This is a genomic window from Alphaproteobacteria bacterium (assembly GCA_037200005.1).
In the GTDB taxonomy this organism is placed as follows: Bacteria; Pseudomonadota; Alphaproteobacteria; order UBA9219; family RFNS01; genus JBBCGY01.
The window spans coordinates 794,560-810,665 of record JBBCGY010000001.1; the positions used below are offsets into that span (position 1 = coordinate 794,560).

The following is a 16,106-nucleotide window of genomic DNA, read 5'->3' on the forward strand; positions in this document are numbered from 1 at the left end:
GAATGTCCAGCCTCGTCGGCGGCGTGTTTTGCGATACGGTGTCTTGCGAGCTGGTCACCGGATTTTTTTCCGGCGGGCCGGGCGAGGACTGGTCTTTTTTGTTCGATTTCGCCTTCTCGGCCTAAATTTTGGCCTCAAGCTGCTGCATCTGCTGCGTGTATTGCGCGATTTTTTGCTGTTTCGTCTTCTCGTCGTCCTTGGTGCTGGCTTTTTCCTCGGCGATTTTTCTTTCCAAGGCCGCCTTTTGCGCTTCCAGGCTCGCGACGGAATCATTGCCTCCAGACGGCGGTGGCGGCGGCGAAGCTGAGGCGGATACGATATCCATGACGGTTCCTGCGAGAGATAGAATAGCCAAACCCGGCCAGCCGCCATTAGAGAGTGAAATTGTTTACAATTGATTAGAGCCGAAACCTAAGCTTAAAGCACAACATTAACAATATGTTCCATCCCATCGTCTTGGAGCGGGATGGCGGCGTCCGGCGGCAAGCTTTGGCCGTCCAGTTCGCAGGCGGTGACGGTGTGGCCCTTGCCGCTCCGATTTTGGACCTTGATGTGGTAGCGAGCGGATTTATAGCGATAGAGCATCTCGAAACCGGGCCAGCTTTGGGGAATGCAGGGTTCGAGGCGCAAGCTGCCGGCCTCGACCTGCAGACCCAAAATCGCTTCGATGCCGGCGCGGTACATCCAGCCGGCGGAGCCGGTGTACCAGGTCCAGCCGCCGCGGCCCATATGCTGCGGGTTGGCGTAAACATCCGCCGCGACGACATAGGGCTCCGCCTTATAGTGGAATACGGACATGCGCGATTCCGTATGCCGGATCGGGTTGAGCATATTGAACAGCGAAAAGGCTTTTTCGGTTTGCCGCGCCTTTGCCAGGGCGATGACCGACCACAGCGCGGCATGGGTGTATTGGCCGCCATTTTCGCGCACGCCGGGCGGATAGCCCTTAATATAGCCGGGGTCTTTCGGTGTGTGGTTGAAGGGCGGCTTGAACAGCAGCGCGATGCCCTCGTCCGGCATATGCAGATATTGCTCGACGGCCTGCATGGCGCGGGCGGCGCGTTCCGGCTGGGCGGCGCCGGAGATCACGGCCCACGACTGCGCGATGGAATCGATGCGGCATTCTTCGCTGGATGCCGATCCCAGCGGCGTGCCGTCGTCGTAATAGCCGCGCCGGTACCATTCGCCGTCCCAGGCGTTTTGCTCGACGGCTTCGGCCAGCCGGGTGCTGTGCTCCTGCCAGCGGGCGGCGCGTTCGGGCGCCAGTTTGGCCGCATGGGGCGTGAATTGCTTGATCGTGGCGATCAAGAACCAGCTTAGCCAGACGCTTTCTCCCTGGCCGTGCAGGCCGACGCGGTTCATGCCGTCGTTCCAGTCGCCGCCGCCGAACAGACTCAGCCCGTGCGCGCCGCTCGTCAGGCTGCGGTCGATGGCGAGCGCGCAATGTTCAAGCAGCGTGGCGATCCGCGACGACACCGTGGGCAGATAGAATGCCTCATGCTCGGAATCGGCGAGGACGCGGCCATCCAGGAACGGGACTTCTTCGTCGAGAATGGCGGCATCGCCGGTGACATGGATGTAATAAGCGGTGACGTATGGCAGCCATAGGGCATCGTCGGCGAAACGGGTGCGAATGCCTTGCCCCGCGTCGGCGGCCGAGGGCAGCCACCAATGCTGCACGTCGCCTTCGGGGAACTGCCGGGCCGCCGCGCGCAGAATGTGCTGACGCGTCCATTGCGGCTGGCAATGCGCGACCGTCATGACATCCTGAAGCTGGTCGCGGTACCCATACGCGCCGCTGGTCTGATAGAAAGCGGAGCGCGCCCACATGCGGCAGGCGATGGCCTGATAGAGCAGCCAGCCATTCAGCATGATGTCGGTGGCGCGGTCGGGAGTCTTGACGTGAATCTGGCCGAGCATGCCGGTCCAATAGTCTTTGACCTCGTCCAGCGCGACCGCGACATGCTGCGCGTCGTATTTCCGGGCGAGCGCCTGGGCCTCGGCGGGATTCGCCGCCGTGCCGAGCAAGAGAATAAGCTCGACCTCCTGCCGCGGCTTGAGAACCAGCGTGGTCTGCAGCGCGGCGCAAGGATCAAGTCCGGCGCCGGTTTTGCCGGACAGGGCTTTGCTTTGCATCAACGCGGCGGGATGCTGATAGGTGCCGTTGCGGCCGATGAATTCGCGCCGGTCGGCGGTCCAGACGACATGATTGGCGCCGAGATGGGCGAAGGCGATTTCGTCCGCGGCTTTATTCGTCCAGGCATTGCGGGCGAACATGGTGCCGGTGGTATTGTCCATGGTGGTGATGATGAGGCCTGCCGCGCTGTTGCCGGCGACGCCCAAGACCCAGTCATTATAAGACGTGACCGACAGCCGCCGCGTCGCCGACGATCTGTTGACGATGCGAAGCCGCGTGATCTTCACGCTGTCGTTCAAAGGCACGAACTGCGTCGACTGGGTGAAAATATCGGCGATGGTGGTTTCAAAGACGCTGTAACCCATGCCGTGCCGCGCGATATAGGTCGCGGCTTCCTTGCGGATCGGCGTCGCGGCGGGAGACCAGATCTCGCCGCTGTCCAGATCGGTCAGGTAAACCGCTTCGCCGCTTTCGTTGCTCACCGGATCGTTCGACCAGGGGGTGAGCTTGTTCTCGCGGCTGTTGCCCGACCAGGTATAGGCCGCTCCTTCCGCGCATACGTGAAAGCCGAATCCGGGATTGGCGATGACATTGATCCACGGCGTGGGCGTGTGCTGGCCGGGGGCCAGGATGGTGACATATTCGCGGCCATGGGCGGCGAAACCGCCGATGCCGTTGAAAAATTCCAGAGCGGGGCGCTCGGCGGACGCGGCGGTCAATCGCGCGGCGCGGCGCAGGCGCGGCGGATAAAAGACGATGTCCTCGCGGGTATTGATGTCGATTTGTTCCGCGAGGCTGCCGCGATGGCTCATCAGCACGACGCGGGCGGCGGCTTGCAGCAGCTTGCGGGTCTCGACGGCGAGCTGGTCGCCGCGCAGCACGTAAATCCTGCCTTTGCCGCCTTCGCCATAGGCGCCGGGCAAAGCCTGGCGCGTGCGGACGAGCAATTCCATCTCATCCTGCAGCGTCGCCAGATAGGAGGTGGGCTGCTCGTTGATAATCACCAGATCGAACTCGAGGCCCTTCATCGAAAGATAGCCGTGGGCCTTGACGATCTGGCGCAAGGTTTTCATGTCGGTAGCGACATCGACGCGCAGCAGCAGAATGGGAAGGTCGCCGGAGATGCCGGCGGGCCATAAGATCGCCTGGGCGCCCGCGCCCGCCTTGATCATTTCCGATTTCGGACGGAAAGCCGGATTGGAATAGATCAGCGGATTGGCCAGCTTCTGGAAAAGATGCGCCTCGTCCGGCGTGATGCCGAGATGCTGATATTGCAATTGGGCCAACGTCCAGGCGCGGGCCGCGGTGCGGCTGTACGCGCCTCGCGAGCGGTATTTGTGGGCGAGGTCCAGCGCTTCCTGGCGCGAGGAGGCGGCGAGAGTCCAGAAAGAGACATAGGTAGATGTGTGCGGCTTGAGATGCACGCGGCAGCGCAGGCTGAAAATCGGGTCGAGCACGGAACCGGCGGTATCGCTCAGGGGCCGTCCATCCATGGCGATAGGGCGGCGCGCGGTGTGGCCGCGCCCGAGAAAGCGCGCGCGATCGGTTTCATACTGCATTTCGCCGATGGTCTCGCCGCCGGTGGAAACCAGATGAACCGCCCAAATCGGGGGATCGTCGGGACTGCGCGGGCGGCGGGTGGCGAGCAGAGCGCCAAGCTCCGGCAGATATTCGGTTTCGACGAACATTTTAGAGAATGCCGGATGCGCGGCGTCGGTTGCCGCCGCCGTCAAGACCAGTTCGGCGTATGAGGTAAGCTCGATTTCACGGTCCGTATCGCTGTGGTTGGATATCCTCAGGCGGCGGACTTCGCCATGATCTTCGGACGAGACGATGATGTTCAGGATCGTCGTAATATCGCCGTCGCGCCGCTGATACTCGGCGTGATCCTCATGGAAAATGACGGTATAATCGTCCGGTTCCTTGCCGACGGGCTGATACGTCGCCGACCAGTAGCGGTCGCTGCGCATGTCGCGGATATAGAGGAAGCTGCCCCAGGCGTCGCGCGTCGGGTCTTCGCGCCAGCGGGTGATGGAGGCGCCGCGCCATTTGCTATAGCCGCCGCCGGCGGCGGTGACCATCAGGCTGTACTGGCCGTTGGCGAGCAGATGCGTTTGCGGCGTCAGGCTGTGCGGGGATTTGAATCCGCGCGGAATGGTCACCTGGACCTCGCGGATCGGCGCGATGGCTTCGACTTCCTCGGAACGCGGCTCGGCCAGAGCGACGTGGCGCGGCGGCAATTCCTGCAATAGAAGTTCCGTGGCCTGGATCAGCGGATCGGCATGGAAGCGGTCGCGCATCCGGCCGTTCTGCAGAACATTCTGGATCGCAACCAGACTCATGCCTTGATGATGCGCCATGTAATTATGGACGACGGCCCATTGCTCGCCTTCGGGCAGGCGCTTATGGGTGAAGTCGATCGCTTCATACCAGCCGTAATAGCCGTGCGCGCCGAGCGCGGCCATGCGCTGGTAGTTCTTAAGCGCGCTGGCGGGATCGACCATGGCGGCAAGGGCGGTGGCGTAAGGCGCGACGACGATATTTTCGCTCAGGCCGCGCTTCAGGCCCAAGCCCGGCGTGCCGAAGCTGGAATATTGATACGTCATCTCGAAATCGCGGGCGTTGTAGGCCGATTCCGAATTGCCCCAGGGAATGCCCAGCGTTTCGCCATATTCGATTTGCCGCTTGACGATCAGGCGGTTGGTCTGGCCGATGAGACTCGCGTCGGGCTCGTGCATGACCAGCGCGGGCATGAGATATTCGAACATCGATCCCGACCAGGAGACCAGCGCGGGCTTATGGCCGATAGCGGTGACGGTGCGGCCCAATCTGAACCAGGAATAAGCGTGGATGTCGCCCTTCGCGATCGCGACGATGGTGACCAGGCGCGCTTCGGAGGCCAGCAGATCGTAACAGCTTGGATCGAGGATATCCTCGGCGACGCGCATGCCGATGGACAGCATCTTGCGCTGGGGGTTGAGCAGGAAACGGAATTCCATGGCGCTGAAAAACGCGGCGGCTTGCGCGGCGAGGGTTTCGGTCGCCGCAAGCAGGACTTCCGCGGCGACCGCTCCTTGCCGCACGAGGTCAGACAGAGAACCGAAATTGGCATCATGGCCGGCGACGATCGCGGCGACTTTTTGAGGCAGATGAGATAGTTCTTCCAGCGTGGGGACGGTCTCGGCGAGGATGGCGCGCAGTTCTTTGGGCAGGGCGGCCATCAGTTCCGTCTGCGCCAGCCAGGGCATCATGCGCTGCAGGAGCCGAAGATCGGCCTGGATCGCTTCGGCGACAGCGCGGCACCACTGCTTGATGTCGGTATCGGCGCGGGCGGCTTTATCGCCGCGTTCGACGACATAGAGCGACACGAGATCGTCGTTGGTGAGGGCCATTTCGTTGAGCTTGACCAGCGCATGATAGGCTTTTTCCGGCGTCTGGGCTTCCAGGGGATATTTTTGCAGGATGGCCTGCATGCTCTGCGCGTTGGTTTGCAGCTGCTGCAAGACGAGATGGGGCGCATGCTGAACGGCGCGCTCCAGCACGTCATGAAGAATGGCGAGCGTATCGCCCAGTCCTTCGTGCCAGTTCGCGGCCAGCCATTTTTGTTTCGGCAGCGATTTGCAGAACTGGACGACGACAAGAAAATAACCGGCGAGATTGCCGCTATCGACGGAGGAAATATAGCGCGGCTCAAGCGGACGCAGATCGGTCGTGTCGTACCAATTGAAGAAATGGCCGCGATAGCGCTCCATCCGGTGCAGGGTGGCGAAACTGTTGCTCAGTCTCTCGAGGAGTTCCGCGAGGTGAATCCAGCCGAAATCGTAAGCGGCGATCGCCGACAGGAAATACAGGCCGATGTTGGTCGGCGACGTGCGATGCGCGAGGATGGGGGCGGGGTCTTCCTGAAAATTATCGGGCGGCAGCCAGTTGTCGGCGGCGGTGACGAAATGCTCGAAATAGCGCCAGGTCTCGCGGCCGATCCGGCGCAATTCCAGCTGTTCCGCCGCTTCCAGCCTGATTTGATCGGCGGGGGCGGCGGGCAGGCTGGAATAATACGCCAGCGCGGGGGCTGTCAGCCACAGCAGCAGAAACGGCAGCGCCAGAACCCACATCGCCGATTGCGCCATGGACAGAACGATGATGGTCATGGCCGTCAGAATCAGGCCGCCATGCATATAGCGGTAAAATCCGGCCAGCGTGCGCAGGCGCCTGACCTTGGCTTCGGCGGCGGGTATCCATTCCAGCAGGTTGCGGTGGGAAACATACAGGCGCCAGAGGGTTCGCAGCACCGCGTCCAGCATCAGCCATGCCTGATGCGGCAGGAAGGCGATGAAGAAGATGATCTGCTGGCCGGTGCGCCAGGCATCCGCGGACAAGGTGGCAAGATGGCTGAGGCGCGGGGTATCCCGGCGCGGCAATAGGCCCTCGACCAGGTTGATCAGCAGCGGCATGGTATAGGCGGCGATGATCAAGGTGGTCCAGAAGCTCGCGGCGCCCGGCGGAAAAGTCAGGCCGACCAGCAGCGCCAGGAAAGTAAAGGGGGCCGTCAAGGTGCGGCGAAGATTGTCCACCATCTTCCAGTGACCCAGCCATGGCATGTCATCGGAATAGGGGCCGAATATCCAGGGCAGCAGTTGCCAATCGCCTCGCGCCCAGCGATGCTGGCGGGTCGTGGCGACGTCATAGCGCGAAGGATATTCCTCGACGACTTCGATATCCGAGGCGAGGCCGGCGCGGGCGAAGATGCCTTCGATCAGGTCGTGGCTCAGGACGGCGTTTTCGGTAATGCGCTTCGTGACCGCGCTTTCAAAAGCGTCGATGTCGTATATGCCTTTGCCGGTGAACGAGCCTTCCTCGAACAAATCCTGATAAATATCGGAAATGGCGAAAGCATAGGGGTCGATGCCGCTGGCGCGATAGAAGACGCGCTGGAAAAGAGAATCCGCATGGCGTTCCGGCAGCGACGAGGAAACGCGGGGCTGCAGGATGCCGTAGCCTTCGATCACGTAACCCTGCTTGGCGTCGTAATGGGCGCGATTCAGGGGATGGGACATTTTGCCGATCAATCTTCGGACGGCGCCGCGCGGCAAGCGCGTGTCCGCGTCCAGCGTCACGACATAGCGGATATTTTCGGGCAGCTGTAACGCCGCATAATCGGCGGAGTCCAGAAAGCTCGTGGCCGCGGAGCCGCGCAGCAGCAGGTTTAATTCATGCAGCTTGCCGCGCTTGCGCTCCCATCCCATCCATTTCCGCTCCGTCGGATTCCATTGGCGGCGGCGATGAAAAACATGAAAGCGCGGCGTCGCGTCCGGCAGGGGGTGGCGCTGGTTGAGCGCGGCAATGGCTTGCCGGGTCAGGGCGAGCAAGCGATCGTCGTCCGGCATCGTTTCCTGATCGGCGTCTTTCCAGTCCGTCAGCAGGGCGAAGCGCAAATTATCGTCGGCATTGCTCAGATAATGCACTTCCAGCCGCTCGGTCAGCGACGCGACATCCGATTCCGAACCGATGAGCGCGGGGATGACGATGATGGTGCGCAGATCGTCGGGAATGCCCTCGCGCAACGACATGCCGGGCAGGATGGACGGCGCGAAAATATAGAGGGTGGCGCGATTGACGAGCGTGATCGCCGCTTCCCATGCCGGGAAAAAAGCGGCGGCGGACAAGGTGAATAAAATCCAGGGCGGGTTTTTCTGCAGGACGGTGCCGGCGAGGCCGAGTTCGATGATGCCGGTCACCAGCAGAATATTGGTCACCATATACGCGATGAAATTGGCGGCGGGGCGCGCTTCGCGAATCTTGTCCATCCAATTGCGCCGGTAGCCGATATCGGCGGCCAGCATGGCGCGGCCCGCGTCGATCAGGTAATAGCCCGGATCATGGGCGCGCCGCGCCACCCCCGCCGCTTCATCCTGTTTCTGGGCGGTCTGGGCGAACCAGAGGGTTCGCTCGGCCACATGCAATTCGGACAGTTTCGAGCGCCGCGCCAGTTTTTCGATAGCGCGGCGGTAAAGGTTGCGCGTCGGCAGATCCATGGCGCCAAAGCTGCTTTCGGCGCGGAGCATTTTGTCGACATGGCTGACCGTCTCGAAAAAATCGACCCAGTCGAAGGTCGAAATCAGGCTCATGCTGGTGATGATGTTGCGCACGGTGACGGTTAATGCGCCTTGATTTTGGTGGGCGGCGCTGACGATTTCCTGCGCCGAGCTTCCTTCTTCCTGCAGGCGGCTGTCGAGATGCTGAAGAAACGGAATGACGCGCGGGTCTTGATCGCGCAGCCGCTGGATGAGCTGCACGGCGAAGGAAGGCGACAGGCGCGCCTGTCCGATGCTCTTCAGGCCGGCCTCGATGTCTTTGGGGCCGGCCTCCGCCGCTTTCAGCAGCTCATCGGCCAGTTCGTCGGCTTTGGCGCGAGCTTTGCGGTCGTCGATGATCAGCGTGGCCGTGCGGCAGAGATTTTCCACCAGGGCGGCGCGCAAGCTGACGGCGACCGCCCATAATTCATTGATATTGAGCGACTGTTTGCGCTGATAGGCGACCACGAATCTTTCGAGCAGCTCCGGATTAAAGAAGCTGTCGGTATGCGCGATATAAGCCAGCGCGATGCCGTAAACCCGTGGAAAGCCCGCAAGCGGCCCTTGCGCCAGCTTGGGAAGCTCCCGGTAATAACTGGGAGGCAGATTGTTGCGGATAGCGCGTATCTGTTCTTCGGCGATAAAATAATTATCGACGACCCAGTCGGCGGCAGGCGGCATTTCAAATTCGTCGCCGATGGCTTTGGAGATGGCCAGATAGGCATGACGCAATTGCTGTTCGTTGTAATCCAGCCGCTTTCTGAGCAAGCGGTTATTGGCCGGCGCGCGGCTGATGACTTGCCCGGCGGCCAGGCTTTCCGCAAATTGTTCCAGATGCTCGGGGCTGAAGACTTCGCGGCGAATCAAATGTTCGTGGCGCGTATCTTCCATGGCGTTGGGGTGGGCGTGGCGATGGGGCATATTCAACCATATTCAAGCGGAGGGCATGGGGAACGCAAGCGGACCGAATTTATAAAGGAAAAGCGAGGTTAGCATACCCCGTCAACCGCGTATCATTTAACAAATCGGTCTTTTCGACAGAATGACTACGATGGTGTTCGCAACTGCAACAAAGCCTTGATTTTTTCATATTGAATGCCATGAGTGCCGTATCCGGGATTTGTGATGTGATCCTCTCCTTATGCTGCGCAAGAAGACAATAAATGCGATTGGCTGATTTCATTCGTGAACATAAGGAACGTATTATCAGTGAGTGGGAAGGCTTTGCGCAGACCTTGACTCCTGCCGCGGCCGATATGACGTCTCTCGCTCTCCGCGACCATATCGCGGAAATACTTATTTTTGTCACAAGGGATATTGAATCCACTCAAACCGCGCCGGAACAAATAAAAAAGCCGCAAGGAGAAAAACTCAACGGCCTGCGCCATAGTCCGGCGGAACTGCACGCGGCCTTGCGCCTGGCTGGCGGCTTTAACATCGATCAGGTCGTTTCGGAATATCGCGCTCTGCGCGCCAGTATCATCAGGCTATGGAACGCGGAAGGAAACGGCCCCGCCTGCCAAGATATTATGGATTTGACCAGTTTCAATGAATCCATCGACCAAGCATTGATGGAATCGATCAGCTATTACATGAAGAAAGTCAATCATTCCAAGAATCTGTTTCTGGGCATTTTAAGCCATGATCTTCGCACGCCCTTGAGCGCGGCGCTGATGTCCGCCCAGCTCATGCCCCAGATAGGCGCGCTTAACGAGCGCCAGGCCATGCTGGGCCTGCAAATCGTCGAGAGCATATCGCGCGCGAGCCAGATCGTCGCCAATCTGTTCGATCTGACCCGGGCGAGGTTCGGATCGGGGATTCCCGTTCTCAGAGATCATATGGATATGGGCTTCGTAAGCCGGCAACTTGTCGAGGAAATGCGTACCGTTTATCCCGATCGCATGATCGTTCTCGAAATCTCCGGCGAGCTGAAAGGAGAGTGGGACAAGGCTCGGGTAGGACAGGTCTTCTCGAATCTGATCGGCAACGCCGTACAGCATGGATTCAAAGAGACGCCCGTCAGCGTGTGCGTCAAAGGCACCCCCACGGAAGTTGCGCTATCCGTGCATAATGAGGGCGTTCCCATCCCCGGCGCGATGATAGGAAAAATATTCGATTCTCTGACTCGCGGCAGGGAAGGGGATGATGCGAGGCCGGCGGAGGAAGGGCATCTTGGCCTGGGACTCTACATCACGAAGGAAATCATCGCTTCTCATGGCGGAACGATCTGCGTGGCGTCGTCTGAAAAACACGGCACGACTTTTACCGCGCGCCTGCCGCGTGCCTGCTCGATGCAATAACTACCGCCGCGCAGCGGAAATGCTTGACTGGACAGAATGGGGCGCTTGCGGGCATAATCGGCTCGGTCAGCAGAGGAGTGTCTATGAGAAAGCTTGTTCTTGCCGTTGTCACGATTTTATGGGCGGCAGTCTCGGCTCAAGCGGCGGAGCCGGCGCCTGCTCCGGCGGCGGCGTCTGAACCGCCCATAAAAACCACCGCGCCGCTTCGGGTTGTCGCCAGCTTCAGCATTCTCGGCGACATGGTGGAAAATATCGGCGGCGAACTGGTAACCGTAAAAACTTTGGTCGGCCCTGGCGGCGATGCGCATAGCTATCAGCCGACGCCGGCCGATCTGAAGGCGATTGCCGAAGCCCAGCTTGTGGTTGTCAATGGGCTGGGTTTTGAAGGATGGATGAGCCGGCTGCTGGAATCCGCCGGTTATAAAAAATCCGTGGTTACGGCTTCGAAAGGCGTAGAGCCTCGTCTGATTTTCCTGAACGAGAGCGGCGATGAGGTTCAGCGGCAGATCACCGATCCGCACGCTTGGCAGAACCTCGAAAACGGGCAAAGATATGCGGCGAATATCGCCATGGCGCTGGTTGTCGCCATGCCGGATAAGGCATTGGCCCTTCTTAACCGCGCCGATAAATACCAGAGCGAAATCGGCGAGATGGATAAATATATCCGCGGCGAGATCGAAGCGATTCCGGCGCCGCAGCGAACGATTATCACCAGCCATGACGCGTTCGGGTATTTCGGCGAGGCTTATGGGATCAGGTTTCTCGCTCCTTATAGCGCGAACATGGACACCGAGCCTTCGGCGGCCAACATAGGCAGCCTCGTCACGCAAATCAAAAGCGAAGGGGTTAAAACGGTCTTTATCGAAAATATGACGAACCCTAAATTAATATCGCAGCTTGCCGCCGACGCGGGGGCTAAAATAGGCGGCACGTTATATGCCGACGCCCTGTCGGGCAAAGAAGGGACGGCGCCGTCCTATCTCGGCATGTTCAAGAACAACGTCCCGCTGCTTAAGGCCGCGATGCTGGAGAATAAGAAGAATTAGAGTTCGCTGTCCCCGAGCTTGGGCCTGCCGGGCGGCGGCGCGGGCGATGCGCTCTCTCCGTTATTCTGTTCGATATGGCTGCCGACCGGCAGACCCTGCATGCCGTTCTTGAATGGTCCGAAAGCGCGGTAGAAAAGGGCGAGGGTCAGGACGATGCCGAGCCATAACGCGGCGTTGCGCAACGCCTTGCCGCGATTAAGGCGCAAGATTCCCGGCGTCATCATCGCCGCCATCGTCATCATCCAAAGAATGCTGAGCCAAATACTGACTTGATCCATTTCGCTGTCCCGTCGTTATCGCGTTGCGACCGTATCAAATTTTTCGGGGAGCGGAAAGGTGGGGCGGAAAGAGGCGGGGCGCGAGCTACGATTTCGTGATCCTGACCGACAGCACGCCGAGGCCGATACTGCCTGCCGGGCTGTTGCCGGGCGCAAAATGGCAAACCGCGCCGTTATTGACATCGAATTTGAAGTTAATGGTCGTGTTGCCGCTGCCGCTGACATTGAGCGTTCCGATCTGGCTGTCGCGCACCTTGATCTGTCCGCCGCTCAGGCATTGCTCGACGGCGGCATCAGGCTGGCCCGCCGCGCAGTTCGGCCAGGCATCGCCGTTCGGCTGGAGCGAGGCGGCGGTGACCGTTCCGGAGCAGGAGCGTCCGTCGCGGGTCGTCGCGTTGCTGACGCCCACGGTTAAATTGCGCGAAAGCGAGGGGCGCACCGCGACATAGGCGCCCGGCTGCAGATTGGCGCCCGAGATAAAGTTGCCGATATCGGCTCCCGCGCCGACGCTCGCCGCGTCGAACATTCTCGGCGCGCCGAATTCCACCACCGTGCCGTCGCTCTTTTCGAAGCCGACATTATACAGCGTGAATTGATATTGTGCCGCGGGTGCCATGCAATCGCCGCCGCCGCTCATATCCGTCGTGGCGCAGCATGGCGGCAGCGACCCCGCGCCGCCGCTCGCGGGCGAACAGCCTTGAGCGTGGGCCAGGGCGAATGGAACGGCGAGCGTCAGAACAAAGACCGGCAGAAATAATTGAATGCCATTACGCATGTCGAGGGACTCCCGTTTCGTCAATTACCCCTGCTTACCGTCACCGTCAATCCGCCTCCGGCGGACATGGGATCGCTGCGTTCCAGGATGATGCGGTTTTCGCGGCGGACCTTGGACAGCATCAGCTTGGACAAATCGCGGTCGGCGAAAACACGTTTATCGAGGATGGGGCTGTCGAACAGGTTTTGCGCATTCTCCTGGTTCAATTTGATCCGCAGCATCATGAAACCTTCGGCGTCGCGGCCCTGGTCTTGCCTTGTTCCGGCTTCGACGCTGACCGCGCGATGCACATTGGCTTCGACGGAAAACTGCGCGCCCATGACCTGATGATCGTCGATTTTATGATCCCAGCGGTAGAATTTTCCGTAAACCCTTGCCCAGGGCATATAGGGCATTTGCGATCCCGCTTCTAGATCGAAGCCGCTCGGCACCTTTTCAACGGTGCCGTCCGGCGCGGAGCGCGCGGAGAAGCCGAAATAGCCGTTGGCGGTAAAGTCAAACGGGCCGAACTTCATCTCCCCGCCGATTCCGGTCCGGCGGTGTCCGCGCAGGAATTCGTAGTCGTAAAATACATTGGCGCCCGCCAGCATCCGGTCATGGAGCAGCAATTGGCGGTATCCGACGCCGGCATTGCCCGCGAAGCGCAACAGGTCGAACATGCGGTAGCTCACGCCGCTGAGCTGCGTGAAGCAGATTTTCTTTTTGTCGTCGCTTTGCCATATGGGCTGAACGGTGACGGCCTCGAAGCCGCGCCAGCCGGAAAGGTCGAAATTGCCGTTGACCTCGATGCGCTGCATCCAATCCGGCAGCTTGCCGATGAATTTGGCGACGAGATCGCGATTGTTCAGTTTCTTGGCGGCCATCGCCTGAAGCTGCGCCACCGTCATGCTGGTTATGACGCTGCTGTCATTGGTGCCGAAAGCGTTCTGCAGCGGCGGGACGGGATTGGCGCTCATATTGTGCGAAAGAGGAGGCAGCGTTTCCGCCCGCAGCTGGCTGGTCATGCTTATCAGGGCCGTGAAGGCCGCCGTCAGCAGCGCGCAGAACGCCCGGCGGCGGTTGCCGCTTTTAGCCGCTCTATATATTCGTCCCTTGGTTCCAAGACGCATGCCGGCCTCCTGCCAGTCAGCGCCGCGCAGCAATTGTTACATATTCGTAATAATATGGGCTGCGCCAGCTATTCGCCCAGAATCCAGTTTAACCAAAGCCATTAACAATACGGTTAAGATTACCCGTCATGGTGGAAAATTTTTTATTCTATTGCAATGCGATAGTGAGCATTTGCGCAAATTTTAGACTCCTTAAAATGTTTAAAGGCGGCAACATCCTATTAACGTTCGCGTGACGTGAAAATCCCTTGCCTTTACCGTGATTTGGACTAATATTCACTCCAGCATGAAGATTGACGTTTTGGGAGGTGGGCCAGAAAAGCCCGCCTTTTTTGTTGGGTTTGCGGGTTGCGGATGGAGCGGGAAGAGGTCGAGGCGCAAGTCGCCGTTCTTGTCGAATCCATGCTGCAGCGTATGGGGTATGAATTAGTTCGAGCGCAGCTGGCGGGCGCGCGGCAGGGTCTGACGCTTCAGATCATGGCCGAACGGCAGGACGGACAGACCATCCAAGTCGATGATTGCGCCGCGATTGCGAAGGCGCTCGATCCGCTGCTGGACGAAGCCGATTTGATCCCCGGCGCTTATAGCCTGGAGGTCAGTTCGCCGGGCATCGACCGGCCGCTGACGCGGGAAAAGGATTTTGCCGTATGGGCAGGGCACGAAGCCAAGATCGAGCTTCGCCATCCCATCGGCGGCAGGAAAAACTACCGGGGGATTCTGGCCGGACTGAAGGATGGAATGGCGCTGGTCAATATCGACGGCGAGGATCACGAATTGCCTTTAACGGCGATTGCCAAGGCGAAACTGGTGTTGACGGATAAACTTATCAAGGCCGCCGGGACGGCGCGCTGATCAGGAAGAGACGAGGTAGGGAAAATGGAATTACTGCATGTTGCCGATGCCGTGGCCCGCGAAAAAGGGATCGACCGCGACGAGGTTCTGGTCGCGATGGAGCAGGCCATACAAAAAGCCGGGCGCTCGAAATACGGCCATGAGCATGATATTCGCGCCACCATCGACCGCCGCACCGGGCTGATCGCGCTGCAGCGTTACCTGCAAGTGGCCGATCCGGTCGAGAACGAATTCACGCAAATTCCGCTGAAAACCGCGCGCAAGGCCAAGGCCGACGCCGCCATCGGCGATTTCATCATCGACGATCTGCCGCCGATCGATTTCGGGCGCATCGCCGCGCAGACCGCCAAGCAGGTGATCGTGCAGAAAGTCCGCGAATTCGAGCGCAAGCGCCAATTCGAAGAATACAAGGATCGCATCGGCGAAGTCATCAACGGCATCGTCAAGCGGGTCGAATACGGCAATGTCACGATCGATCTGGGACGCGCCGAAGCCGTGCTGCGCCGCGACGAGTGCCTGCCGCGCGAGCATTTCAAGAACCAGGACCGCACGCGCGCCTATATCTACGACGTGCGCGAAGAAGCCCGCGGGCCGCAGATTTTCCTGTCCCGCACGCATCCCATGTTCATGGCGAAACTGTTCGCCCAGGAAGTGCCGGAAATCTATGACGGCATCATCGAAATCAAGGCGGTCGCCCGCGATCCCGGCAGCCGCGCCAAGATCGCCGTCGTGTCGAACGACAGCGGCATCGATCCGGTCGGCGCCTGCGTCGGCATGCGCGGCAGCCGCGTCCAGGCCGTCGTCGGCGAACTGCAAGGCGAAAAGATCGATATCATTCCGTGGTCGCACGATCCGGCGACCTTCGTCGTCAACGCGCTCGCGCCCGCCGAAGTGAGCAAGGTCGTGCTCGACGAGGACAATAACCGCATGGATGTCGTGGTGCCCGACGAGCAATTGTCGCTCGCCATCGGCCGCCGGGGACAGAATGTCCGTCTCGCGTCGATGCTGACCGGCTGGGATATCGACATCCTGACCGAGAAGGAAGAGTCCGAGCGCCGCCAGGAAGAAGTCAAGCTTCGCACCTCGCTGTTCCTCGAGGCGCTGTCGGTCGATGACGTTATCGCCCATCTTCTGGTGGCCGAGGGCTTCACTAAAGTCGAGCAAGTGGCGGAAACGCCGATCGACGAGATCGCGGAGATCGAAGGCTTCGACGCCGATGTCGCGCAGGAATTGCAGCAGCGCGCCAAGACCTGGCTCGCGGACCGCGCGGCGGCTCTCGAAGTCAAGCGGCGCGAACTCGGCATCGCCGATGCGGTGCTGGGCCTGCCCCACATGACGACGGAATTCGCCGTCAAGTTGGGCGAGAAGGGCATCAAGACGCTGGACGATGTCGGCGATCTGGCGGGCGATGAATTGCGCGAGCTTTTGGGCAATGAGCAGTTGACCGAGAACAAGGCCAACGAAACCATCATGGCGGCGCGTGCGCATTGGTTCGCCGATGCGCCTTCGCCTGTCTCGTGACCATGAGGTACGCCGCT

General features: G+C 60.1%; 10 protein-coding genes. 5 read left to right on the top strand and 5 right to left on the bottom strand.

Annotation, left to right across the window (positions count from 1 at the left end; translation table 11 throughout):
* Nucleotides 1-2: 2 nt before the first annotated feature.
* Nucleotides 3-125, top strand: a complete 123-nt coding sequence (locus WDO70_04015; protein ID MEJ0062373.1) for a hypothetical protein — start codon at nt 3-5, stop codon at nt 123-125.
* On the opposite strand, the gene WDO70_04020 is transcribed toward WDO70_04015, so the two are convergent.
* Together WDO70_04020 and WDO70_04025 are read right to left on the bottom strand one after the other, a co-directional pair.
* On the bottom strand, nt 122-325 hold the full coding sequence (locus WDO70_04020; GenBank protein MEJ0062374.1) for a hypothetical protein: 204 nt from the start codon (nt 323-325) through the stop codon (nt 122-124). The genes WDO70_04015 and WDO70_04020 overlap by 4 nt on opposite strands.
* 92 nt (nt 326-417) lie before the next feature.
* Nucleotides 418-9,129 carry a glucoamylase family protein gene (locus WDO70_04025; GenBank protein ID MEJ0062375.1) on the bottom strand — a complete coding sequence of 2,904 codons (8,712 nt, stop codon included), beginning with the start codon at nt 9,127-9,129 and terminating at the stop codon, nt 418-420.
* Nucleotides 9,130-9,443: 314 nt separating this feature from the next.
* On the opposite strand from WDO70_04025, the gene WDO70_04030 reads away from it, so the two are divergent.
* Together WDO70_04030 and WDO70_04035 are read left to right on the top strand one after the other, a co-directional pair.
* Complete coding sequence (locus WDO70_04030; GenBank protein MEJ0062376.1) at nt 9,444-10,508, top strand: HAMP domain-containing sensor histidine kinase; 1,065 nt, start codon at nt 9,444-9,446, stop codon at nt 10,506-10,508.
* Between the two features lie 83 nt (nt 10,509-10,591).
* Nucleotides 10,592-11,554 carry a zinc ABC transporter substrate-binding protein gene (locus WDO70_04035; GenBank protein ID MEJ0062377.1) on the top strand — a complete coding sequence of 321 codons (963 nt, stop codon included), beginning with the start codon at nt 10,592-10,594 and terminating at the stop codon, nt 11,552-11,554.
* Here the strand turns inward: WDO70_04035 and WDO70_04040 are convergent.
* The 3 genes from WDO70_04040 to WDO70_04050 form a co-directional block, all read right to left on the bottom strand.
* Nucleotides 11,551-11,832, bottom strand: coding sequence for a hypothetical protein (locus WDO70_04040; GenBank protein MEJ0062378.1), 282 nt, complete (start codon nt 11,830-11,832; stop codon nt 11,551-11,553). The two genes, WDO70_04035 and WDO70_04040, sit on opposite strands and share 4 nt — an antisense overlap.
* An 85-nt stretch (nt 11,833-11,917) precedes the next feature.
* Nucleotides 11,918-12,607, bottom strand: a complete 690-nt coding sequence (locus WDO70_04045) for a hypothetical protein (protein ID MEJ0062379.1) — start codon at nt 12,605-12,607, stop codon at nt 11,918-11,920.
* A gap of 20 nt (nt 12,608-12,627) precedes the next feature.
* Nucleotides 12,628-13,716, bottom strand: coding sequence for an inverse autotransporter beta domain-containing protein (locus tag WDO70_04050; GenBank protein ID MEJ0062380.1), 1,089 nt, complete (start codon nt 13,714-13,716; stop codon nt 12,628-12,630).
* 354 nt (nt 13,717-14,070) lie between these two features.
* On the opposite strand from WDO70_04050, the gene rimP reads away from it, so the two are divergent.
* The gene (gene rimP / locus WDO70_04055) at nt 14,071-14,568 is read left to right on the top strand and encodes a ribosome maturation factor RimP (GenBank protein MEJ0062381.1); all 498 of its coding nucleotides are present in this window, start codon (nt 14,071-14,073) and stop codon (nt 14,566-14,568) included.
* A gap of 24 nt (nt 14,569-14,592) precedes the next feature.
* Nucleotides 14,593-16,089 carry a transcription termination factor NusA gene (gene nusA / locus WDO70_04060; GenBank protein MEJ0062382.1) on the top strand — a complete coding sequence of 499 codons (1,497 nt, stop codon included), beginning with the start codon at nt 14,593-14,595 and terminating at the stop codon, nt 16,087-16,089.
* Nucleotides 16,090-16,106: the final 17 nt, after the last annotated feature.

Excerpts from the sequence above, each read along its gene's own strand:
- WDO70_04020 (MEJ0062374.1), bottom strand. The coding sequence starts at position 325 with ATGGATATCGTATCCGCCTCAGCTTCGCCGCCGCCACCGCCGTCTGGA.
- WDO70_04025 (MEJ0062375.1), bottom strand. The coding sequence starts at position 9,129 with ATGCCCCATCGCCACGCCCACCCCAACGCCATGGAAGATACGCGCCAC.
- WDO70_04035 (MEJ0062377.1), top strand. The coding sequence starts at position 10,592 with ATGAGAAAGCTTGTTCTTGCCGTTGTCACGATTTTATGGGCGGCAGTC.
- WDO70_04040 (MEJ0062378.1), bottom strand. The coding sequence starts at position 11,832 with ATGGATCAAGTCAGTATTTGGCTCAGCATTCTTTGGATGATGACGATG.
- WDO70_04015 (MEJ0062373.1), top strand. The coding sequence starts at position 3 with ATGTCCAGCCTCGTCGGCGGCGTGTTTTGCGATACGGTGTCTTGCGAG.
- rimP (MEJ0062381.1), top strand. The coding sequence starts at position 14,071 with ATGGAGCGGGAAGAGGTCGAGGCGCAAGTCGCCGTTCTTGTCGAATCC.
- WDO70_04050 (MEJ0062380.1), bottom strand. The coding sequence starts at position 13,716 with ATGCGTCTTGGAACCAAGGGACGAATATATAGAGCGGCTAAAAGCGGC.
- nusA (MEJ0062382.1), top strand. The coding sequence starts at position 14,593 with ATGGAATTACTGCATGTTGCCGATGCCGTGGCCCGCGAAAAAGGGATC.
- WDO70_04045 (MEJ0062379.1), bottom strand. The coding sequence starts at position 12,607 with ATGCGTAATGGCATTCAATTATTTCTGCCGGTCTTTGTTCTGACGCTC.